Source organism: Agarivorans sp. QJM3NY_25 (assembly GCF_050870875.2).
GTDB lineage: Bacteria > Pseudomonadota > Gammaproteobacteria > Enterobacterales > Celerinatantimonadaceae > Agarivorans.
In genome coordinates this window covers 326441-348251 of the sequence record NZ_CP194041.2, presented here as the reverse complement: position 1 = coordinate 348251, position 21811 = coordinate 326441, and the positions used below count along the sequence as shown (strand labels likewise).

At 45.9% G+C, this 21811-nt stretch carries 18 protein-coding genes; 8 read left to right on the top strand and 10 right to left on the bottom strand.

Annotated elements, in window-relative coordinates; genetic code table 11:
* Nucleotides 1-18: 18 nt before the first annotated feature.
* Entirely contained in the window at nucleotides 19-561 is a 543-nt protein-coding gene (locus ACRRSW_RS01535) for a cupin domain-containing protein (protein WP_432454954.1), read from the top strand.
* A gap of 108 nt (nucleotides 562-669) precedes the next feature.
* On the opposite strand, the gene ACRRSW_RS01530 is transcribed toward ACRRSW_RS01535, so the two are convergent.
* Nucleotides 670-3756 carry an efflux RND transporter permease subunit gene (locus ACRRSW_RS01530; RefSeq protein WP_432460685.1) on the bottom strand — a complete coding sequence of 1029 codons (3087 nt, stop codon included), beginning with the start codon at nucleotides 3754-3756 and terminating at the stop codon, nucleotides 670-672.
* Between the two features lie 2 nt (nucleotides 3757-3758).
* Nucleotides 3759-4892: an efflux RND transporter periplasmic adaptor subunit gene (locus tag ACRRSW_RS01525; RefSeq protein ID WP_432460684.1), complete on the bottom strand. Its 1134-nt coding sequence runs from the start codon at nucleotides 4890-4892 to the stop codon at nucleotides 3759-3761.
* A gap of 269 nt (nucleotides 4893-5161) precedes the next feature.
* Between ACRRSW_RS01525 and speB the strand changes: the two genes are divergently transcribed.
* Nucleotides 5162-6082, top strand: a complete 921-nt coding sequence (gene speB / locus ACRRSW_RS01520) for an agmatinase (RefSeq protein ID WP_432460683.1) — start codon at nucleotides 5162-5164, stop codon at nucleotides 6080-6082.
* A gap of 81 nt (nucleotides 6083-6163) precedes the next feature.
* Here the strand turns inward: speB and ACRRSW_RS01515 are convergent, their stop codons facing one another.
* The 5 genes from ACRRSW_RS01515 to ACRRSW_RS01495 all read right to left on the bottom strand — a co-directional run bounded on the left by ACRRSW_RS01515 (nucleotide 6164) and on the right by ACRRSW_RS01495 (nucleotide 9185).
* Nucleotides 6164-6805, bottom strand: a complete 642-nt coding sequence (locus ACRRSW_RS01515; RefSeq protein ID WP_432460682.1) for a DUF799 domain-containing protein — start codon at nucleotides 6803-6805, stop codon at nucleotides 6164-6166.
* Between the two features lie 5 nt (nucleotides 6806-6810).
* Nucleotides 6811-7170 carry a DUF4810 domain-containing protein gene (locus ACRRSW_RS01510; protein ID WP_432454959.1) on the bottom strand — a complete coding sequence of 120 codons (360 nt, stop codon included), beginning with the start codon at nucleotides 7168-7170 and terminating at the stop codon, nucleotides 6811-6813.
* Complete coding sequence (locus ACRRSW_RS01505) at nucleotides 7167-7493, bottom strand: hypothetical protein (protein WP_432454960.1); 327 nt, start codon at nucleotides 7491-7493, stop codon at nucleotides 7167-7169. The genes ACRRSW_RS01510 and ACRRSW_RS01505 overlap by 4 nt, the downstream gene beginning before the upstream one ends.
* Entirely contained in the window at nucleotides 7490-8458 is a 969-nt protein-coding gene (locus ACRRSW_RS01500) for a CsgG/HfaB family protein (RefSeq protein WP_432454961.1), read from the bottom strand. Before ACRRSW_RS01500 ends, ACRRSW_RS01505 begins: the two co-directional genes overlap by 4 nt.
* A gap of 184 nt (nucleotides 8459-8642) precedes the next feature.
* A complete protein-coding gene (locus tag ACRRSW_RS01495; RefSeq protein ID WP_432460681.1) occupies nucleotides 8643-9185 on the bottom strand; it encodes a hypothetical protein in 543 nt (180 codons plus the stop codon).
* 690 nt (nucleotides 9186-9875) lie between these two features.
* Here ACRRSW_RS01495 and ACRRSW_RS01490 point away from each other — a divergent pair.
* Complete coding sequence (locus ACRRSW_RS01490) at nucleotides 9876-10103, top strand: hypothetical protein (protein ID WP_432454963.1); 228 nt, start codon at nucleotides 9876-9878, stop codon at nucleotides 10101-10103.
* Here the strand turns inward: ACRRSW_RS01490 and ACRRSW_RS01485 are convergent.
* A complete protein-coding gene (locus ACRRSW_RS01485; protein ID WP_432460680.1) occupies nucleotides 10081-11577 on the bottom strand; it encodes an aldehyde dehydrogenase in 1497 nt (498 codons plus the stop codon). The two genes, ACRRSW_RS01490 and ACRRSW_RS01485, sit on opposite strands and share 23 nt — an antisense overlap.
* 135 nt (nucleotides 11578-11712) lie before the next feature.
* Between ACRRSW_RS01485 and ACRRSW_RS01480 the strand changes: the two genes are divergently transcribed.
* The 4 genes from ACRRSW_RS01480 to ACRRSW_RS01465 all read left to right on the top strand — a co-directional run bounded on the left by ACRRSW_RS01480 (nucleotide 11713) and on the right by ACRRSW_RS01465 (nucleotide 18258).
* Nucleotides 11713-12426, top strand: coding sequence for a glutamine amidotransferase-related protein (locus ACRRSW_RS01480; RefSeq protein ID WP_432454965.1), 714 nt, complete (start codon nucleotides 11713-11715; stop codon nucleotides 12424-12426).
* Between the two features lie 100 nt (nucleotides 12427-12526).
* Complete coding sequence (locus ACRRSW_RS01475) at nucleotides 12527-13927, top strand: TolC family protein (RefSeq protein WP_432460679.1); 1401 nt, start codon at nucleotides 12527-12529, stop codon at nucleotides 13925-13927.
* Between the two features lie 17 nt (nucleotides 13928-13944).
* On the top strand, nucleotides 13945-15108 hold the full coding sequence (locus ACRRSW_RS01470; protein WP_432460678.1) for an efflux RND transporter periplasmic adaptor subunit: 1164 nt from the start codon (nucleotides 13945-13947) through the stop codon (nucleotides 15106-15108).
* Nucleotides 15109-15111: 3 nt separating this feature from the next.
* Entirely contained in the window at nucleotides 15112-18258 is a 3147-nt protein-coding gene (locus tag ACRRSW_RS01465; protein WP_432460677.1) for an efflux RND transporter permease subunit, read from the top strand.
* 70 nt (nucleotides 18259-18328) lie between these two features.
* On the opposite strand, the gene ACRRSW_RS01460 is transcribed toward ACRRSW_RS01465, so the two are convergent.
* Together ACRRSW_RS01460 and ACRRSW_RS01455 are read right to left on the bottom strand one after the other, a co-directional pair.
* On the bottom strand, nucleotides 18329-19153 hold the full coding sequence (locus ACRRSW_RS01460; protein ID WP_432454969.1) for an HDOD domain-containing protein: 825 nt from the start codon (nucleotides 19151-19153) through the stop codon (nucleotides 18329-18331).
* A gap of 377 nt (nucleotides 19154-19530) precedes the next feature.
* A complete protein-coding gene (locus ACRRSW_RS01455) occupies nucleotides 19531-20187 on the bottom strand; it encodes a TetR/AcrR family transcriptional regulator (RefSeq protein ID WP_432454971.1) in 657 nt (218 codons plus the stop codon).
* Nucleotides 20188-20444: 257 nt separating this feature from the next.
* Between ACRRSW_RS01455 and argA the strand changes: the two genes are divergently transcribed.
* The gene (argA, locus tag ACRRSW_RS01450; RefSeq protein ID WP_432454972.1) at nucleotides 20445-21776 is read left to right on the top strand and encodes an amino-acid N-acetyltransferase; all 1332 of its coding nucleotides are present in this window, start codon (nucleotides 20445-20447) and stop codon (nucleotides 21774-21776) included.
* Nucleotides 21777-21811: the final 35 nt, after the last annotated feature.

Here is a 21811-nt window from a genome sequence, read left to right as displayed (position 1 = left end):
ACCAAGGAACAAGCTATAATGGATGTTGGAAAACGATTGAAAAGCATCCGCTTAATGCGTGGGATTTCCCAGCGGGAATTAGCCAAATTAAGCGGTGTCACCAACAGCATGATTTCACAAATTGAGCAAAACCAAGTGAATCCTTCAGTGGGTTCGCTAAAAAAAATCCTCGACGCTATTCCGATTTCAATGGGTGAATTCTTTACCTTAGAAATGGAAAGCGAAGATAAGATTTTTTATAGTGCTGAAGAACTCACGGATCTGGGGGATGGGAAAGTTAAAATGCTACTGGTCGGGAGCAAACACACTGGCCGACAACTAGCGATTTTACGCGAGATCTATCCAGCAGGTGCAGATACTGGCACCGAGTTTATTCAACACGAAGGGGAAGAAGGTGGCATTATTATCCGTGGTGAAATCGAAATCACCGTGGGTAGCAAATCTAAGGTTCTCAAAGCTGGTGACTCCTACTATTTTGAAACCCGCAAACCACATCGTTTTCGCAATAAAAGCAAAGAGGTGTGTGAACTGATTAGTGCCGCCACCCCACCCACTTTTTAACCCGAAGCCCTCTCATAACAAAGCCGCTATATAGCGGCTTTGTTATTTGTGAAAAGCCCTTCTCATGCGGGCTAAATCGAAGCAATCACAGCCTAATCCAAATCAAGACTAATGGGCAATAGTTGGTTCACCCACGGAAGGGATCTTACGTTTTCCCTTGGCGATCATAGAAAATACCACGGGTACAAAAAAGAATGACAACATGGTAGTCAGTACCGTGCCGCCAGCAATCGCAACCGCGAAGGGTGGCCAAAAGCCTCCCCCTTCTAAAATCAAAGGAAGAAAGCCACCAACCGTTGTAATGGTGGTCGAGCTAATATGTCGAGTACAACTGAGAACCCCGAAACAAATTGCTTCAGCATCGCCATCACAGGCCTTAGCATCCGATTTCAGTTCCGCCACAATCACAATAGCAGCATTAATCGCCAAACCGATCAGTCCTAATAAACCAATAATAACCGTAAAGCCAAAAGGATAACCGCCCAAGAACACACTTAACAGCCCCAAACCTGCGGCTTGAATCGCTGTCACCATAATCAAAAAACTCAACCTGAAAGAGTTAAATGACAAAACCACCACCGTCACCAACAACACCGCGATAATACCTACACTTGCGAGCAAGTTATTAACCGCTTCGTTACGCTCAGCACCTTCCCCACCAAACTCTAAGCTATAACCAACGGGCAATAAGACCTGCTCCTGCGCTAACCTCGCCTTAAATGCTTCTAATACTTCCTCGGGCAGTACATCGGTGCGTAAATAACCTTCTACCACATTCACCCGCCGTCCGTCGCGTCGAGGCACTTCACCCCGAGTTGGGCGAATTTCCAGCTCAGCTAGGGAAGCTAAAGGGATATTGCCAGCCATCTCACTAGTTAAAGTAATATCGCCTAGATTTTCTAATTCTTTACGCTGCTCATCGGCTAAACGAATTCTTACCGGTAAGGACTCACTGCCCTCCAAAACACTGCCATTAATTAGTCCTTGCAAGCTAGCTTGTAGCTGACTGGCTATTTGGGTTAAGGTCATGCCACTTAAACGCGAGGCTTCTTCATCGACTTTAAGCCATACCTTAGGTGTTCCGGCCAGCAACGTTGCACGCGTATGAGTCACGTTTGGCACCTCGGAGAGGATCCGCCGATAGTGATCACCCAATTCTTTAAGTTGGTCTAAATTGGGACCAAATACACGCAATTCAATCGGAGCATTAAAAGGAGGCCCCTGTTCTAACTTGCGTACCAAAATTTGCGCTTGTGGGTACTGTGCATCAAACTCTTCCTGTAAGAGCGGGATCAAACGATTGGCCGCACGAAAATCATCGGTTTTAATCATTGCTTGGGCATAGTTTTTTGCCCCTAATTGACGCGGCATTAAGTTGTAGTAAAACGACGGTGCATTATTCCCCACAAACCAACTCACAGATTTGATCCCGTCCTTGGCATACATATGTTCAGTTAACTGCTCGGTTAAATGCTCGGTGGCATAAATGCTGGACTGTGGTGCCATGTACACCTCTATCTGAAACATATCGCGATCAGACGGTGGGAAGAATTGCTCAGTCAAACCGCCAGCGCTGTAAAAGCCATAAATAGGCAAGGCTGAAACCAGTAATAAAGTCAATTTAGGAAAACGCAAACAGCCATGTAAAAGGGCCTGAAAGGCTCTACTTAACCAAGCAAACTGAACCCCTTTATTATACCAATGGTCAGCACTTTGATGAGAAGGTAGAAAATGTCCGGAAAAGCTGGCCACTAAAGTGTGAGAAATAAAATAAGAGCCAATTAGTGAGAAGATCACGCTTAAGGCAATGCCACTCACAAATTCTCCGGCGGGTCCCGGCATTAATACGATGGGCAAAAAGGCCAAAATGGTGGTTAAGGTGGAACCAAGTAAAGGCAGCCAAAGATGGTTAAGCGATTCTTTTACCGCCTGTAAACCCGATTTACCTTGCTGGCGCTTTTGCGCAACGGTATCGGCCATAACAATGGCATTATCAACCATGATCCCCAGAGCAACCACCAAACCGGTTACTGACATTTGATGAATTGGCAAGCCGTAGAATTTCATGCACGCAAGGGTAAACATCACCGTGAGCGGTAAAGATAAACCAACAATAAGGGCCGAACGCCAACCGAGGGTAAGTAAAAGAACCACCACAATAATAGCAAAACCGATCAATACATTAATCACCAACTCCCCTAAACGAGTCGAGGTATAGCCATCTTGCTCAAAAATAACCTCGGCGCTTACATTGCTTGGTAGTATCTGCTGAAATTCCTCCAAGGCCAGATTGACTCGAGAGCTCCACCGATCCACCCGATATTCAGACAACATCCGAACACCGATCACCACCGCATCTTGGCGTTCCACCACAGCAATTTGCTCCGGCGGGGATTTCAGCTGTCGACTCACCTCCGCCAAATCGCCTAAGTGATAAACAAAGCCATTCGCGCTCGCGCCGACAGGGATGCTGCGGATCCGCTCTAAAGAATCGAGCTCACCTTCCAGCTCAAGTTGCATCAGGGTATTGTTATTGGTCAATTCACCAGCCGACACTTTCGCATCAGCGGCAGCAATCATTTGCGACACTTGCTCGGTACTCAGTCCGATAGCGCTAGCTTGATAGGGGTCTATTTCGACCAGAATTTCTTCTTCACCATTCCCCTGCACATCGACAAAATCGGTCCCCGCAATATTACGCAAACGGTTCTGTAATTCTTTCGCATAACGCCCCAATATTGCTAAATCAGATTCACTTTTCCCCTGCCAGCGCAGTGCAATTAAAGTGGTAAAAGCATAGCCTCGGTCTTCATCCACCAGCGGAGTCGAACTACCAAGCGGTAACTGTGGTGCCAATTCACTAACCAAATCACGAACCCGCGCCCATACAGGTACAACTTCCATCACTTGGTCTTTCAATTCCACCTGTAGCACCGAGAAACCAGGTCGAGAAGAAGATTGCACTAGTTTTATTTCTGGCAATTTTCTAATTTTATTTTCGATGAGTTCGGTCACTAAGGCTTCCACTCGCTCTGCCGAAGCCCCCGGGTACTGGGTAATAATACTAGCAAAACGACTAGTAATTTTAGGATCTTCGCTGCGCGGTAAAGTGCTAATCGCACCAATCCCCGAAACCACAATCAACGCAATCAGCAGCGCAATTAAACGTCCGTTGTTATAAATGGCGGCAATCATGATTATTTAGCCTCATCAACAAATGAGCTGGGTAGAACTCGTTGCCCCGGGACATAGCGATGCATCCCGGTCGCTACAATCGACTCTCCGGGTTGTAAGGCGCCAGTCACAAAAGCTTGCTCTTGGGTCGCATAGTGAACGCTTACATCGCGCCGCTCTAATACAAATTCACCATTACTTTGCTCAACAATCGCATACACATTCCATAAGCCACGGATACCATCAACAATCGCACTGACCGGCACCCAATAGCCCGGCTGTTCAACGCTTTCAACCACATGCAAATAAGCTAATTGCCCACTCACCAAGCGATCATCTTCAGGGAGCGCAAAACGCAATTGAACGGTGCGGGAAACTGGATCAACTTGTCCACCAGAAGCCACTAACTCCACTGAATAATCATGTTTAGCCACAGTGACAGAACTAGGTTTAGCCAAATCTACTTGCGCTAATAAGCGCACCGGTACACCAACGATCACTTCATTGCCGCCCAGCTGTAACACCGTTAAAACTGGCTGAGAAGCGCCCACCACCGCGCCCTCGGACACGGTTCGACTATCAACGATGCCAGTATAGGGGGCGATTAAAGTAGATTTTTCAATGCGAGTTCGGTTGGCTTTAATTGAAGCATCAATTCTTGCCTTATTGGCTTTGAGCGATTTTTGTTGTGCAACCAATTCATCAACACTCTGAGCGGAGGCGTAACCATCACTTTTGAGCGACTTCACTCGTTTTAAATTGGCTTTGACTAAGGCGGCATCGGCGGCGACTTGTTGTAATTGAGCCTGTAAATCGATGAACTCAATCTCTAATAATTCAGTATCGAGCTGCATCAAGATAGCACCTTGCTCAACCCGATCCCCTTCATCGACAAAGATTTTCGAAATTTTACCCGCGAGCTCAAACCCGAGGTCTGCACGCTGCTTGGCGATCACCTGCCCCACAAAGCGCCGCTCAATCGCATAATGCTCAACTCGCTGCGGGGGAAACGACTTCACCGGTGCGACATGTTGTTCATCTTGGGGGAGGGATTCACTACCCTGCGCATATGCAGGCAAGGTCACGGCACTTGTCACAGCCAACAAGGCTAGCCAAGGTAGAATTGAAAAATTTAATGAAAATAACGACCTAAGCATAGTAACGTTCCGTGTGACTAAAGTGATAAATACATTACTCAGTGTAGAAAGACTGTGGTTCACTGTCTAGAGTCGGTTTGTTGATTCTAGCGGCAAACCGCTCCTCTACCGAGTAATCGCTCGCTATAATAAGTGATAAATCATAACAAAGCTGTAAGTAACATAGCCAAAGGGCACCCCGCCTTGGAACAATCCAATATAAACACTTGTAGTTCACCTAGCGCTCATAGAAAATTACCAGCGAATAATATATTCCTTTAAGGAAAGCCATGAGTACCCTCGCAGACCACCCCGACTATTCCTTATATTCCAATGCCAGCACGTTTCTGCGCCAAGCTTTGGATCATAAACCAGCTCAGAGTAATGCCGATGTGGTGGTCACTGGTCTGCCCTTCGATTTAGCCACCACGGGTCGCCCCGGCGCCAGGCTTGGTCCCGATGCAGTGCGTCGCGCCTCGGTCAACTTGGCTTGGGAAGAAACCCGTTGGCCGTGGCATTTTAAATTATTCGAACAATTAACAATGATCGATGCTGGTGACCTCGTATTTGATTGCGGTGAACAGCAACAGTTTACCCAGCGCTTAGAAAGTTATGCCAAGCAGCTACTCGAAGCAGGAAAAACCATGTTAAGTCTGGGCGGCGATCACTTTGTGACCCTACCGCTATTACGAGCCCACGCCAAACACCACGGTAAACTCGCCTTACTGCATTTTGACGCACACACCGATACCTATAGCCAGGGCAGTCACTACGACCATGGCACTATGTTCTATCATGCACCGAAGGAAGGGCTCATTGACCCAGAGCATTCCTTACAATTAGGTATTCGTACCGATTACGAACGGGATAACCATCCCTTCATGGTGATTGATGCCGATCAAGCTAATAACTTAAGTCTTGAGCTAATGATTCAACAAATTCGCCAACGAGTGGCCGACCACCCCGTCTACATCAGTTTCGACATCGACTGTCTTGACCCGGCTTACGCCCCCGGCACTGGTACCCCAGTCTGCGGCGGTTTAAGCAGTAATCGGATCTTGCAAATACTAAGGGGCTTGCAAGGCATCAATCTGGTTGGAATGGATGTGGTGGAAGTTGCGCCCGCCTACGATCAAAGTGATGTAACCGCACTTGCTGCAGCCACTATCGGCCTAGAGCTATTGCATCTATGGGCAGTGAGACCCCGCTAAAGATTTACCCAAACACATTCAAGGCGCAAATCTGCGCCTTGAATGTCATTCTACGCTTATCCCACAAGCACCAGTAAAGAGTTATTTAACTGCAAGTGGCGCATACGGACCATTCGGCAAGAAAGTTGAAGGGTCTGTATAAAACACCTGATAATTAGCGACTCGAGTCAAAGGCATATAATCTGGCGCAGCTCTATTAATAGCCGCGGTCACAACAGCCCCAATTAAATCGCCCAGCAAATTCCCTGTAGAAGAACTTTGAGGTGTATACTCTATGTGCTTATGAGCCTCCCAAATAATATCTCCAGTTGGATTTTTAAATTGATAAGAAAAATCAACAACAGTGGTACTAGAGAGTAGAACAAAGGTCGTATCCCATTTTTCTATTGTGACATAGAGAATGGTATCGGCGCCGAACATTTCAGCCAAACTACTGGTAGGTAAATTATGAATTTCGCTTGGTTCATACAATCCTTCATACTCTAAGACTGTTTTAACCGTATTGGAGGGGTAAACATAGTAGCCTTTTTCAGCGAGCATCACTGGTAAAGAACTATATACAGCAAGTGGCGCATCAACATCTACACTATGGTTAATCACTGGTAAAATTAATATTGAACGAGGCTTAATGTCCTCAAACCCTGTTTGTCGAGGCTCAGTCGGTACGCTTTGACAAGCTGCAAGCAATAAGCTGCCGAATAAAATGATAACTAATTTATACATAATAACTACTCTTTAGGAAGCTGCTTTTCTAAGTTTTGGATTATTGCGTCCATCAAGGGTTTACTCTCCGGCCAGGTTTCCGATTCTTTGGTGTAATAATTAATTGCCTTAGGGACATCTCCAGACTTCAAATTAAAAGTTCCAACTTCGGCATATAAGCCGGGTGCAGCTTTCTGGCCATTCTGTTCAACTTGTAGAAGATGTTCTTCTAAGGCTAATGGAAACTCCTCAGCTGCGACAGGATCATGATAATACTCATATAAACTTTCATCGTAGCCGCCCCAGTCATACATCGTTTTGGTCGTTTGACATCCCGATAGAAAGGCCATTGATGTCATAAAAAAAATTAATTTAAGCGTCTTCATTTTATAATTACCGTTTTAGTCACACCATCTCCAAGGTATATTTTTTGCTTTAATACCGACTTATCACCATCGAATACCTCTACCACATGTGTGCCAGACAATAACTTAAGAGCCTTATTTCCGTCATGATAATCCACAATACTTCCCATCTCTAAGCCATCGACCTGCAAAGTATAAGTAGCCAAATCTTTAGTGCTTCCTGCCGAAGAAAAGATTAATTGAGGACGATTATCAAGCGTACTACTGGTTGATGTGGGCATTTGAACACAACCACTAAGCGCCCCAAGAATTAGAGCTGAAACTAATATTTTACTTATCATCATTTCATCTCCACTACATTTAATTTAGTTAGATCCATGTCAACTATCGAACCACCCGTTAATGTAGCAACCGAGCCTTCATTGGTTTCATTATCACCAAATAATTGAATAACTTTAATTTCTGCTACTGACTTACCAGGTAAAGTAATCATAAATCCAGTTTGCTTTGATTTAACTTCTTTACCTTGAGTTTCAATTGAAAAAGCCATGCCTTCCGTTATTCCCTGACTTTTACCACCGCTTAAATAAATTAACCCATCTTCTAAAGCTAAAATGTCGGTCTTCCATGGCCGCGATTGGATCTCTTGGGTTAACTTACTGATTGCATCAGATATGGCATTAGAGATTGCAAGGTCGTTAAGCGTGCCATCATAGGATGCCTTAGAACCAAAACCAGCAACCGAAGCTGACTCAGTGCTTGCTTCGCCCGCACCAGATAACGAGTGATATACCAAGCCAGTTTTACTATCAACAAGCCTTAAATCCATTTTTGCATAAGCAATCTGCTTCTTGGTGGACGATAAAAAGCCACTTTCGCCGACGGTTTTTCGACCAAATTCGGTTAAAGAACCGATAATCAGTGTATCAACACCAACAAAATCGGTTTTTCCACCGGTTAGTTGAGCTTCGTCTTGCAACCTGGCGATGTCAGGGCGTTCAAATACAAGATATTGTCCCGACTCAGTCAACGCTTTAGAAAGCATATCGGTGACTTGTTTTCCCAACACGTCCCCTTTTGAATCTCTTAATAAGCTTTTACCGTAAATCGTTTCATTAGAGATCCTGCCTAGAGCGACCTTTCGTTTCAAAGTTGGCTTGGCTGGGGCTTGCTGTTGCAAGGTCTGCGCTTCCCGTTGTGCTTCCTGAGAGTGGGCACTTTCAACTGATTCAATTTGAGGGCTTTGGGTTGAACATCCGCTCAAAAAGGTGATAAAAAAAGCCGCTATCCAGCCACCTTTATTTTTCATTAAAAACTTCCTTAATAATAATGCGATAATGCGTTGAATTTATTGAAACAACATCGATCGTCATATTATTAACAATATCCATATGAAAGCATAGATATTATTGTAATATATTCATTTCATTGAGATTCAATCTATAGAAAGTTAATCCGTTGAGTAGGAGCACTGCTAATGAACCTGAGCGACTTTACTCGCGATTCTGTAAGCCGTTCTCTACTCGTTGACGCCGAATTGCATCTTTGTTTACCGCAATATGATCGCGCATTCCCACTAAACCGTTTAACACTGCCGCATAAACCGCTTGATTTGACGCCTTACCTAAAAATCCATCGGCATGTGAATGATGCCAATCGATGGCCTGGTTGATCACTTCAACCCATTCATCCACATCACCAGCAATATACTCATTTAATGGTCGACCAAGCGTATCCATTAACGAAGCAAATAGTGCGGCATCTGCAGATGGATCCAGATCAGGTCTGGCCTTTAAATAGGCACGATAGCGAATTTGCCCCACATAGAACCACTTCACCGCTTGCCGCTTATAGCCTTGTTGAAAGAGTATTCCGGCTAATTCTAGGTAACGACTAGGATGTTTATCCTGTATCCCCGCCACTAAGTCAGCAAGCTGATGATTCTCAGCAGCTATTTGAGTTAAATCCTCCGTTTTGCTGGTTGCAGCACAAGTCCAAAGACTTAAATACATTAACAATACAACTAAATATTTCACTGTTTTATTCCTGCATAAGCCGCGCACCATGCTTGGCTGGTAAAGGTGTTACTGGTAAATACTCATCGTCCTCCAATCGCAACTATCGATTGATCAACACCTTACTGAATGAGAAATAATAAAATTAGACCTCCAGCAATACTTGTAAAAACATTCGGATATGCTTTAGACACGATAGAATGCCCAACGAGCCTATATGAAAGGAGATAATCAGATGAGACACAAGCATAAAGCAAGCGTCGATTTCACCGCGTTTACTTCAGCTTCCCCCACAATCTAGTTCTTTACCACGCAAGCATGGCTCAGCTTCAGAATATTCAAGCGAAGCAAATTATAAATCGTATTGCATTGATTTTATGTGATAAATATACATTTATTTAATATCAAATAAGGCGAGAAAAAGTAACAAATAAAACCATTTAACTACCCAGTCATCCAGACCGGGAGAACATTAACGTGATTTCACCGCTAGGCCTATGATCTATGTAGCGACACTCGCTCGAAAACCACTAAATACGACCCGAAAGCTTCCCTCCCAAAAAAGCTTGCCACCTTGTTCAGAGAGATTGCCACAATAACCCACGATTTTCGCCGCAAACAAAACACATCAACATTAAACAAAATTTAACCACAAAACATAAATAGAAGTAACAAACTATACTTAAAGCGGTTGTTAGAGAGGTGCCTAACATGAGTGATTGCTGCTTATTGCCCAAAGGAACAGATCTGATCCGTGCGGTGAAGTACATCGGAGAACACCATTGCCATGATTATCGTTCGCTAAACGAGGTGGCTTTTCGTTTCGACTTGAATCCGCTCGACCAGCAGTTCATTTTAGATCATTTTATTGAAACGCCCGACTCCCTCGAGTCGGGCAACTCAGGCTCATTAGAACTTAAGTCAGATCAATCCAAGTAGATTTAAGTTCGGTATATTTTTCAAGTGCGTGCAATGACTTGTCACGTCCATTGCCGGATTGTTTAAAACCACCAAAGGGCATGGTCATATCCCCGCCGTCCCAGTTATTCACAAATACCGTTCCGGCTCGTAAAGCACGTGAGGTACGCACTGCAGTATTCAGATCGGCGGTCCATACTGCGGCAGCCAAGCCAAAATCGGTATCGTTGGCCAGTGCAATGCCCTGCTCCAAATCATCAAATACTTGCACCACCAGCACTGGGCCAAATATTTCCTGCTTCACAATATCTAAGTCGGCCGCTACATCATCAAAAATAGTGGGCTGCACATAATAACCACCAGTTTCTTGCAACGCCTGCTCGCCACCACATAACAATTTAGCACCTTGAGCTTTCGCGCCTTCAATAAACGCTAATACCCGTTGCATCTGGGTTTGATCAACCATTGCGCCCATACTGGTGTTTGGATCCAGCGGATGACCCGGTTGCCATTGCTCAATTAAAGGCAGCATTTTCTCAATCAACTGTTGGTGAATGCTGCGATGTACCAGCAAGCGCGAAGCAGCGGTACAGACTTCACCTTGGTTATAGAATATCGATCCCACCGCAGTTTCGGCTACCTTGTCCAAGTCTGCCGCATCGGCACACACCAAATTAGGGCTTTTGCCACCACATTCCATGAAGGCCCGCTTCAAATTCGATTGTCCTGAGAACTCCACCAGTTTTTTACCCACGCCGGTAGAGCCAGTAAAGGTGATGCAATCCACATCCATATGCAAGGCCAGCGCTTGTCCTGCAGTATGACCATAACCGGGCAATACATTAAAGACGCCATCGGGGATCCCAGCTTGCTGAGCTAATTTTGCCAAAAATAATGCACTCAATGGTGATTTTTCAGAAGGCTTCAGGATCACCGAATTGCCCGTAGCCAATGCCGGTCCAAGCTTCCATGAGGCCATCACCAAAGGGAAGTTCCACGGCACAATCGCGGCAACCACCCCCAAAGCTTCACGGGTGACCAAGGCCAAAGCGTCTGAGGTGACGGGGGCCACTTCATCATAAATCTTATCAATAGCCTCAGCATTCCAAGCGATACAGCGGGCGGTTGCCGTGGCATCGTAAGATAAAGCATCGCCAATTGGCTTCCCCATATCTAAGCTTTCTAACAATGCTAACTGCTGCTGATGTTGTTCAATTAATTGAGCAAAGGTTTGCATCACTTGCTTGCGCTCGGATGGGGCCTTACCCGACCAAGAACCACTGCTAAAAGCCTTTCGAGCGGCGCTCACCGCCAGTTCCACATCGGCGGCATCACATTCGGCCACCTCAGCTAAGGGCTGACCATTGGCCGGATTAATGCTCGTAAACGTTTTTCCTGATTGCGCGTCGACAAACTTTCCATTGATAAATGCTTGTGTTGGAAAATCTAATTCGAGTGCCTGTTTTTGCCAATACTGCAAATCATACTGAGCCATGTTCCCTCCGGGCTAAATCATCATTCGTTGTTTAATAATTAACAAAACTACACAAATATTGCATATTATTCCAGACTTGATACGATTTATTTAACAGCGAACTTTTAAATTTAAATTAACCATTGGACTGGTAACATGCATATAGCCATTATTAATTGCGACAAAGTTGACTCCAATTTAGCCAAGCACTACGGTGAATATTCTGATATGTTTATTGCCCACCTCGGTGCCCAAGACGCCAGTTTAACTTTTGAAGTATTCAATGCCTTAGAGCAACAGCTGCCCTCTTTGACTGATTTCGACGGCTATCTGATTACCGGGAGCCGTCATAATGCCTATGACCAAGACCTTTGGATCAACGCGTTAATTCGCTGGGTGCAAGAGTGTGAGCAAGTACAGGCGCCCTTAGCTGGTATCTGTTTCGGTCACCAACTGATCGCGCGCGCTTTGGGTGGCGAAGTCGCTAAGTCAGACAAAGGCTGGGGCTTAGGCGTTGCGAATAATCAACTCATCAAGGCTCCGTCTTGGGCTGAACAACAAACGGCTCCAGAACGACTACATATCTTAGTCAGCCATCAAGACCAAGTGCTGCAACTTCCCGAACATGCCGAACGCTTAGCCAGCAGTGATTTTTGCCCTAACTTTATGTTTCAGATTGGGCAGCATATATTGGCAATTCAAGGTCATCCAGAATTTGAATATGGCTACGCTGAGGCGCTGATCGACAAACGACAGCAGTTATTGTCTCCCGAAGCCTTTCGCTGCGCCAAACAGAGCCTACAGCAAGCGCTTGATGCCGATTTAGTGTTTAATTGGATATTACAAATGTATCGCCATGCTAAGTGCTAGCGCAAATAGTCGTAAAATTTATGCGACAACACTCGACATCAGCCAGCTAGCCACGTTAAATAGCACTTAATAAATGGATAGTTAAGTCACAAGGAATAAGATGCTGCGGCTTTTATGGATCTGGCCAATCTTGGCAAGCACAGTGTTATTCGGCTGTAGCCTTAAGGCATCGCCACCTCAGCAGGCTCCTCTGGTGGCCAACAGTCACTGGAGTAGCCATTATCGGCAAGGAACCTTTGCCGATCATCATTTTGAACAAGCGCTCCCGGCACCGCTACAAAACTTGCTCAAAGAAGCCTTTCAGAATAATCCCAATTTACAGCAAAGCGGCTATGCCCTCGATCAACAGCTCTACCAGATCCAAATTCAACAAGCTCAGCAATGGCCCAATATTGAAGCTTTTATTTCAGGACAACGCAGTGGTACTGATGCAGCCAGCAATGCTCAATTTAAACTGGGACTTAACTTCAATTGGGAAATCGATTGGTTAGCAAAGCTCGATGCGCGCCAACAAGCCGCTATTCTGGATGCTAAGGTCAGCTTTGAGCAATGGCAACAGGCACAAATTAGTTTGGCAGCGACCACCGCAAAGCAGTGGTTCAGCCTTATTGAAGCACAAATGCAACTCGCCTTGGTGAATCAACGTTACGAAAACCTTGGTGCTAACCTGCAAATCATTCAAGAAAACTACCAAAGCGGCCTCAACAGTGCGCTCGACGTCTACCTCGCCCGTGCCGACTTAAGTGCAGCTCAAGTACAGCAAAATAACCGCCAACAACAATTACTCAAAGCCCAGCGCCAACTGGAATTACTACTCGGTCGCTACCCAAGTGGCAGCATCAAAGTGCAAGGCGAACTGGCCGAAGCACTACCAGCGATGCCTGCAGGTTTACCCTCCGAACTGTTACTACGTCGTCATGATTTGAAAGCTGCGCAGTATCAATTGGCTGCCGCCGATCTGCGCGTTTATGCGGCTTATCGAGATCGCTTCCCCAGCCTAAAACTCACCGCCAGCGGCGGGAGTCAAAGCCCACAATTGCAGCAATTAGTGAATGGCGAGTCACTTATTTGGTCGCTGTTTGCAGGCCTGACAGCCCCCATGTTTGATGCTGGCCAACGGAAAAATATACAACTGCAACAATATGCCAAGGCGCAAGCTTTGAATCAGTCTTACTTAGAGAAAATATTGAATAGTTTTGCCGAAGTGGAAAACAGCCTCAGCTTGGAACCAAGTCTCTATCAAAGTGCTCAATTGCTGGCTGCCGCAGCGGAGGATTCGATGCAAGCCGAGACGTTAGCCTTCGAAGGTTACCTGGCAGGCCTCAACGAATACGTGACGGTACTGGAATCGCAGCGGCGTGCCTTCGACGCCCGTAGCAGCGCAATTAGTGCACTCAATTCGCAGTTACAAAATCGTATTGAACTCTACCTCGCCTTAGGCGGCGACCTCAATCATTCACAAACCCGCCGCCAAATCTTTTCCTCAGACGACTTACGTTAACCAGGAGTACTGCCAATATGGCCAAATTACTACGACTTAGCTTGCCAGTACTGATCATCATCTTGGGTATTTTGCTTAGCCAGTATATTAAACAAAACAAACCACAAGCTCAGAAAAAAACTGTCCAACAACAAACCAAATTAGCAGTAGAAGTCAGCCGCTTGCAACCGCAGGATTATCAGGTATGGATTGCCTCCTATGGTAGTATTCAAGCCCATACTGAAACCAAGTTGATCGCTCAGGTGGCGGGTACCATCACTAATGTTTCCGATAATTTTCGGGAAGGGGAGTTTTTTAAAAAAGGCGAACAATTACTCAAAATAGATCAGCGAGATTACCAAAATGCGATCACCATTGCCGCTGCCGAACTACAAACCACGCAACTGCAACTCGCCGAAGAGCAAGCCAAAGTCGTCCAAGCATTACGCGATTGGCAGCGTTTAGGGAAAGGTAAACCAGCCAACGATTTGGTTTTACGCAAACCACAACTCGCCGCCAAACAAGCCGCTTTAGCCTCGGCTCAAGCCAAGTTAAGTAAAGCCAAATTGGAACTAGAACGGACCGTGATCCGAGCCCCTTACGCGGGACGGGTGATCGACAAGAATGTCGAGCTTGGTGAATACGTGAGCAGCGGCAAACAACTGGCAAGCAGCTATGCCATCGACTACCTAGAACTGCGTTTACCGCTTAGCTTAAGCGATCAAGCGGTACTGAACATTCCCGAGAACTTTCGCCAAAGTCACAGCAGCATCAGCAAGCCCTTGGTCAAGCTTTATACTCAATTAGGAACGCAACAATACCAATGGCGAGCTCAAATCGAACGTAGCGAGGCAGCACTCAATAGCACCAGCCGCCAACTTTACTTAGTGGCAAAAATCGACGACCCCTACGGACCCAACAATGAAAATAAACCGCCTCTAAAAATCGGTCAATTTGTCAGCGCCAATATTCAAGGGAAAACCTTAAAACAAGTCTATGTGATCCCTCGTAGCGCCTTATATCCAGACCAGCAGGTAGTCATCCTGGAAAATGGTTTATTACAGCGTAAAAAAGTCTCACTGATCTGGCAAGATCCACAAAGTTATATCATCGATGGCGGCTTAAATCCTGGTCAAACATTAGTCACCACCCCGCTAGGCAGGGTGATCAGTGGCACCCCAGCTAGAGTCATAGGAGACTAAGCGATGCATGGTCTAATTGCTTGGTTCGCCCGTAACCACGTAGCCGCCAATCTGTTGATGGTGCTGATTGTCGGCTTGGGTTTATACTCCGCCCGCTACCGTTTACCTTTGGAGGTATTTCCTGAATTTGAGCTGGATATGGTGAACGTGAGTATCGCCTTGCCCGGGTCAAGTCCCGAAGAAAGTGAACAAAGTTTAGCGATCCGCATTGAAGAAGCGATCAGCGATATCGAAGGCATTGACCAAATATCCTCGATATCTCAGGAAGGTGCCGCGCGCGTCAGTGCCGAAGTAAATCCTCACTACGTCACTCGTGATGTGATGGACGACATTAAATCTCGGATCGACGCAATTAATACCTTCCCGAGTGATGCCGAGCGCCCTGTCGTCAGCCTCAGTCAGCGCAAACGTGAAACCATCTCGGTAGCTGTTTCTGGTGCCCTTCAAACCAAAGAACTGCGGCTACTGGCGGAACAGATCCGTGACGAACTATTGCAACTCCCGGAACTAAGTCAGGTGGAACTGGATGCGGTCGCCCCCTACGAAATTTCTATCGAAGTCTCCGAAAGAAAGCTGCGTGAATATGGCTTAAGCCTAAGTAAGGTCGCCGAATCCATTCGACTCGCCTCCTTAGATCTTTCTGCAGGCTCGGTAAAAACACAGGGAGGGGAAATTTTACTGCGCACTAAAGGCCAAGCTTATATTGGCGAAGAGTTCGCGAATTTATTAATCATCAGTCAAGCCGATGGTACTCGTATTAAACTCGCTGATATCGCCACAGTGGTGGATGGTTTCGAAGAAACACCGATAGTGAATCGATTTAATAAACAACCCGCAGTGATGATTGAAGTCTATCGAGTCGGCGATCAAAGCGCCATTGTCGTGGCTGACGCTGTGAAAAACTACATCCTTGAAAAACAGAGTCAATTGCCCGCAGGAGTATCGGTCAATTATTGGCGCGACCGCTCCAGCGTGGTAAAAGCCCGTCTCAATACGCTCAAGAACAGCGCCCTGCAAGGCTGTTTATTGGTCGCCTTACTGCTTGCTATTTTCTTACGTCCGGCCATTGCAGTATGGGTCTGTGTTGGCATTCCGCTAAGCTTTATGGGCGGTTTACTGGTGATGCCTACCCTCGATGTCACCATCAACATCATCTCGTTATTTGCCTTCATCATGGTACTGGGAATTTTGGTCGACGATGCCATCGTCACTGGGGAGAATATTTATACTCACCTTAAAGCTGGCGAAGAACCACTATATGCAGCGATTAAGGGGACCCAAGAAGTCGCAGTTCCAGTGACCTTTGGCGTCTTAACTACAGTTGCCGCCTTCCTGCCACTCCTGATGATTGATGGGGTTCGAGGCAAGATATTTGCGCAAATCCCGATGATTGTGATCCCGGTCTTGTTGTTCTCTTTGATCGAATCAAAACTAATTTTACCAGCCCACCTGAAGCACCTCAAACCACTCAATAAGAATCATTCTAGCCGCTTTAATCGCTGGCAACATGCCATCGCCGATGGCTTTGAAAATGCAATTTTACGCTTCTATCAGCCACTCTTGAAACGTGCACTATCCCGCCGTTTATTAACCCTCAGTCTCGCCATCAGCATCTTCTTAGTCGTGCTATCCTTAGCAACCTCTGGCTGGGTACGCTTTGTTTTCTTTCCAAGAGTGCCAAGCGAAACGGCACGGGCCAGCTTAGTACTACCAGCAGGCACAAGCTTTAATATCACCGATAATTATATTCAACGGATCTTTGAGGCCGCCCGTCAGTTACAAGATCAATACCGAGACTCAGAAAGTGGCGAGAGCATCATTCTCAACATTTTAGCCACTAGTGGCTCTAGCGGCGGCTCTGGTAGCGGCCAAAGTAATACTGGCCGTGTAATGTTTGAAATTGAACCCCCCGAGAGCAGAACCAACCCAGTCACCAGCGCCGATTTAGTGCGTCAGTGGCGGCAACTCATCGGCCCACTTCCCGGAGCAGAGAGCCTTACCTTCCGAGCTGAAATCGGCCGAGGCGGCTCACCTTTAGACATTCAGTTGAGTAGCAATGACTTTTCGGCCATGTCACAAGTTGCCGAACTGACTAGAAAAAAATTAGCCGAATATCCTGCGGTATTTGATATTGAAGATAGTCTAGCCAACGGCAAACAAGAACTACAACTAAACATAAAGCCACAAGCACAAGCCTTAGGTTTAAGCTTAAACGAGCTCGCCCAACAAGTGAGGAGTGCCTTTTTTGGCTATCAGGTACAGCGGATCCAGCGAGGACGTGAAGATGTCAAAGTTTATGTCCGTTATCCAGCGGATGAGCGTCACTCGCAATATAATCTCAATAAAATGCTAATTAGAACAGCCAGCGGCGCTGAACTGCCCTTCGATGAAGTTGCCACATTGCGTCCTTCACAAAGCCCGGCCACGATTACCCGGATCGATCGCTTGCGTACCCAAAATATTCGCGCCGACGTCAACAAACAGCAAGCCAACATCGAAGTGATTAAGAGCGAGCTCCAACAATGGCTCACTCAAACACTTGCCAGCTATCCAGAGGTTAACTTCAGTTTAGAAGGTGAAGCCAAAGAACAGCGCGAATCCTTTACCAGTCTGGCGATTGGCTTAGCATTTGTGCTATTTGTAATTTATGGACTACTTGCCATTCCTTTCCGATCATATTTGCAACCACTGGTGGTGATGTCGATCATCCCCTTTGGTTTAGTCGGCGCGGTACTCGGCCACATGATCATGGGTATGTCGCTAACGGTTATGAGCATGATGGGCATGCTGGCTTTAACCGGCGTTGTAGTCAACGACAGCCTTGTGCTGGTCGACTACATTAACCAGCAACGAGCCAAGGGAATCGACTTGTTCAGTGCGGTCACTAAGGCTGGGGTTGCTCGCTTTAGAGCTGTAATCCTCACCTCGTTAACCACCTTTGCTGGTTTAATGCCTCTGATTTTCGAGAAGAGTACTCAAGCACAGTTTTTAATTCCAATGGCTGTCTCACTTGGTTTTGGGATTATTTTTGCCACCATCGTGACTCTATTGATCGTACCAGTAAATTATTTGTTACTCGAAGATGCTCGTCAGGCAGGAACGAAGGCCAAAAGGTGGTGGCTGGCTGGTTTCGAAAAACCAAAGAATTAATCTACGGCGTACCAGCCCACGCACACAAAGTTGAGCAATCAAGCAAACCGGGCTCGCGACAATTGTGTTCTTAGATGTTACTCATGGTCACCGCATGATGAGCTTGCTCGGTGGCCTCTTCAAGCAAGCTAGGTGCCTTACTCTTATTCAGTGCGATTAACTCACAAAGCGGTGCTGGCAAATTATTCGCGACCAACTCAGCACTTAAACCGGCATCAAGGGCATGATGAGCAAAAATAGCTAAACGGATCAACACCGCTGGTTTTGATACTGGATCAAAATCCACCGGATTCAACTGCTGTTCGATGGCATCGGTAATCACCGGAGAGAAGTTCCAACGCTGCGCCAATTCACCACCGATCTGGGCATAATCTAAACCGAGAGTTTGGCGCTGCGCCGATACCCGAGTTTCTCCCGATTCTAAACTCAGCTCAATCAGGCCCGCTTCTTCTGGAGTCGCAATGGCAATCATCAGCTCACCAAAATTATGTAGCATGCCACAGGTGAAGGCTGTATCTGGATCAACATCGGTACATTTAGCGAGGGCTTGAGCCAGCATCGCTACGTACATCGCCTGTGTCCAAAACTGTTTTTGATCGAAGTTTTTATGCGGCATCATGCCGTTCAGTCCCGCCGCAACCACTAACGAGCGAACCCTTTTCAAGCCCAAGCGAATGGCAGCAGCCTCAATTGAATCAATTTGCTTGATCCCGCGGAAGGCGACCGAGTTAGCCATCTTTAATACATTCGCCCCGAGGGATTGATCGGTCGCAAGCTTCCTTCCCAAATGATGCAAGTCGACATTTTCATCGTTAATGCTCATCAGCAATTCCTGCATGATTTGCGGCATCACTGGCAGTTTCTTTACTTGCTGGAAAAAGGCTTCCAGTTCCATGTATGGCTCTCCCAAAAATAAGTGTGAAGCGCGCCCTGCTTTCACACCCCGATGACTCAAATATTAAGCCCTAATTCACAATCTGTAAGCTAGCGAAGGTTCAAATTGTTAAATTGACCCAAACTGAACATTATATCAACAGCTAGTTTGACCTGATAAATATGGAAAACATAGTGATTATTGCACAAAATGACAGGAAAGCTTGGGCCAAGGATAAGCTCGCGTCACAACATTTGTCAGATCAACGACTTACAAATTTAATTATAGAAAACAGAACTTTAGACTACAGCCATTGGCTAGATTGTTTAGGCGCTGAACAACTGGTCGATTCCCAAGAATATCCCAGCGTTCCGCAAAACCAAATGATTAATAACACCTTAACGTAAGAAGCTCGCCGGAACAGGATCCTGCAATACCATCAAACGAATTTTATCTAACATCACCTGAAACCAGTTAAATTGTTGTAAGTGTTCTTGCCGACTCATGCCAATGGTGCCTGCCATGAAGTTTCGCGTAAAGTTATAGAAATAGATACACACGCTAGTCAGCGCTTCATCATCCCAAGCGGACCCTTTTTCGACAAAAGATTGTTTTGCCTGAGTAATCATAATTCCCCGATACCAATCCTCTAGCGCCTTGAAGTCATTATCGTGGGTAAATAATTCATGAAAGCTGACTAACATCACAGCCGTCTCTGGCAACTCATTCACGCGACGCTGACCACTATCTGAGTAATCTTTAATACCGCCGGAAGCCAAATGAAAATTAGTTTCATCAAGCACCACCAGCACCTTATCAAACCATCGATGAGCTAAAGCAAAAAAGATCGACTCTTTATTCAGAAAAAAACGATATAAAGAGGCAATGTCAATCTCTGCATGCTGAGCAATTAAATTAGTATTCACCGCAGCCATGCCTTGCTCTCTAATTAGCGTTAATGTGCTATCTAAAATGTGCTCGACTAGTCGTCTAGTACGCTCTTGGCGTGGCTGCTTACGCATCGCCAAATGCTCAGGAACGACATAGTTTTCCATAATTACCTCTTTCTTCTATAAAAACAGCTCAACGACTGACAAAATTAAAATTAAGATTAAATAAAATATTCCTTAAAATATTTACAGCAGCTTATACTCCACCTCGCCTTACGAAACAACTGTGATTTAACTCATTGCGAGATAAGTTTAGTAAAATTGACAAACTTTATTCTCGACAATGTACGCATATATGCAACAATAACTATATATTTGATTTTTTAATCGAATTTTATAAATAGCTATTCGCGGAGAATACATTGGACCACTCGGCCGAAGATTTAGTTAGCTGGTTTCGCCAATCAGCCCCATATATCAATGCCCATCGCGGTAAAACCTTTGTCATCATGCTCAGTGGTGAAGCCAGCAGCAGTGCCAACTTTAGCAATATTATTCAAGACATTGCTCTGCTCAAAACTCTTGGCGTGAAAATCGTTCTGGTGTGTGGCGCACGTCCGCAAATCGACGCATTAATCCAAGCACATCACCACAGTTGTGAGTTTGCAGGCGAGCAGCGTATCACCGATGAGCGCAGCCTTGACATCATTAAACAGGCGGTCGGTCAGATCCAAATGGACATCGAAGCGCAATTATCGATGGGCTTGGTTAACTCACCTTTACATCAAGCACACATTAATGTGGTTCGTGGTAACTTTGTGGTCGCACAACCGATCGGCATAGAAGACGGCATCGACTTCCTACATACTGGTAAGGTTAGACGAATTAACCATCAAAGCATTAGGCGCCAGCTCGATCATGGTGAAATTCTCATGGTGTCACCGCTGGGAGTCTCGGTAACTGGCGAGTTGTTTAATATTTGCTCTGAAGATATCACCACTGAAATCGCAGTCGCCTTAAACGCCGATAAAGTCATCTATTTCTGTCCAGAACAAGGGATCCATGACGAAGACGGCCAACTGGTGAGTGAGCTACTTCCCGATGCCGCCAATCAACTGATGTGTTCTGAGGCGTTTCTCAAAGCAACAGATAAAGACACACTTCGTTATTTAGCGGCAGCCATTCGCTGCAGTGACCGAGGGATCCAACGTTGTCACCTGGTCAGCTATCAACAAGATGGCTCGCTATTAAACGAATTGTACACTCGAGATGGCAGTGGAACTCAATTGGTCCAATACAGTTACGAGCGAGTTCGCGAAGCAAAGCTGGATGACATTAATGGTATTATCGAACTGATCCGCCCCTTAGAAGAACAAGGTATATTGGTAAGGCGCTCTAGAGAATTATTAGAAATGGAAATAGAGCGTTTCACCATTGTTGAACGCGATGGCATGATTATCGGCTGTGCCGCGCTATATTTGTTTGCTGGCGAGAGTATGGGAGAGCTTGCTTGTCTGGTGAGCCATCCACAATATCGTCAATCTAGCCGCGGCGACCGCTTGCTCCAAGCTATTATTAAGCGGGCGAGAAGCAAAGGCTTAAATCAATTGTTTGTACTCACCACCAAAAGTATTCACTGGTTTAGAGAGCGTGGATTTTCGCCTGCCGATTTCAGCGACCTACCCGCAGAAAAACAGGCTATCTATAATTTGCAACGCCGTTCTAAGATTTTATTGATGGACATTACCGCTTAATCACACACCGGGTAAATACCGCTCAAGGAAAATTG

Bases quoted from the DNA above. Each gene is read 5' to 3' on its own strand.
- ACRRSW_RS01535 (WP_432454954.1), top strand. From the start codon at position 19: ATGGATGTTGGAAAACGATTGAAAAGCATCCGCTTAATGCGTGGGATT.
- ACRRSW_RS01530 (WP_432460685.1), bottom strand. From the start codon at position 3,756: ATGATTGCCGCCATTTATAACAACGGACGTTTAATTGCGCTGCTGATT.
- ACRRSW_RS01525 (WP_432460684.1), bottom strand. From the start codon at position 4,892: ATGCTTAGGTCGTTATTTTCATTAAATTTTTCAATTCTACCTTGGCTA.
- speB (WP_432460683.1), top strand. From the start codon at position 5,162: ATGAGTACCCTCGCAGACCACCCCGACTATTCCTTATATTCCAATGCC.
- ACRRSW_RS01515 (WP_432460682.1), bottom strand. From the start codon at position 6,805: ATGTATAAATTAGTTATCATTTTATTCGGCAGCTTATTGCTTGCAGCT.
- ACRRSW_RS01510 (WP_432454959.1), bottom strand. From the start codon at position 7,170: ATGAAGACGCTTAAATTAATTTTTTTTATGACATCAATGGCCTTTCTA.
- ACRRSW_RS01505 (WP_432454960.1), bottom strand. From the start codon at position 7,493: ATGATGATAAGTAAAATATTAGTTTCAGCTCTAATTCTTGGGGCGCTT.
- ACRRSW_RS01500 (WP_432454961.1), bottom strand. From the start codon at position 8,458: ATGAAAAATAAAGGTGGCTGGATAGCGGCTTTTTTTATCACCTTTTTG.
- ACRRSW_RS01490 (WP_432454963.1), top strand. From the start codon at position 9,876: ATGAGTGATTGCTGCTTATTGCCCAAAGGAACAGATCTGATCCGTGCG.
- ACRRSW_RS01485 (WP_432460680.1), bottom strand. From the start codon at position 11,577: ATGGCTCAGTATGATTTGCAGTATTGGCAAAAACAGGCACTCGAATTA.
- ACRRSW_RS01480 (WP_432454965.1), top strand. From the start codon at position 11,713: ATGCATATAGCCATTATTAATTGCGACAAAGTTGACTCCAATTTAGCC.
- ACRRSW_RS01475 (WP_432460679.1), top strand. From the start codon at position 12,527: ATGCTGCGGCTTTTATGGATCTGGCCAATCTTGGCAAGCACAGTGTTA.
- ACRRSW_RS01470 (WP_432460678.1), top strand. From the start codon at position 13,945: ATGGCCAAATTACTACGACTTAGCTTGCCAGTACTGATCATCATCTTG.
- ACRRSW_RS01465 (WP_432460677.1), top strand. From the start codon at position 15,112: ATGCATGGTCTAATTGCTTGGTTCGCCCGTAACCACGTAGCCGCCAAT.
- ACRRSW_RS01460 (WP_432454969.1), bottom strand. From the start codon at position 19,153: ATGGAACTGGAAGCCTTTTTCCAGCAAGTAAAGAAACTGCCAGTGATG.
- ACRRSW_RS01455 (WP_432454971.1), bottom strand. From the start codon at position 20,187: ATGGAAAACTATGTCGTTCCTGAGCATTTGGCGATGCGTAAGCAGCCA.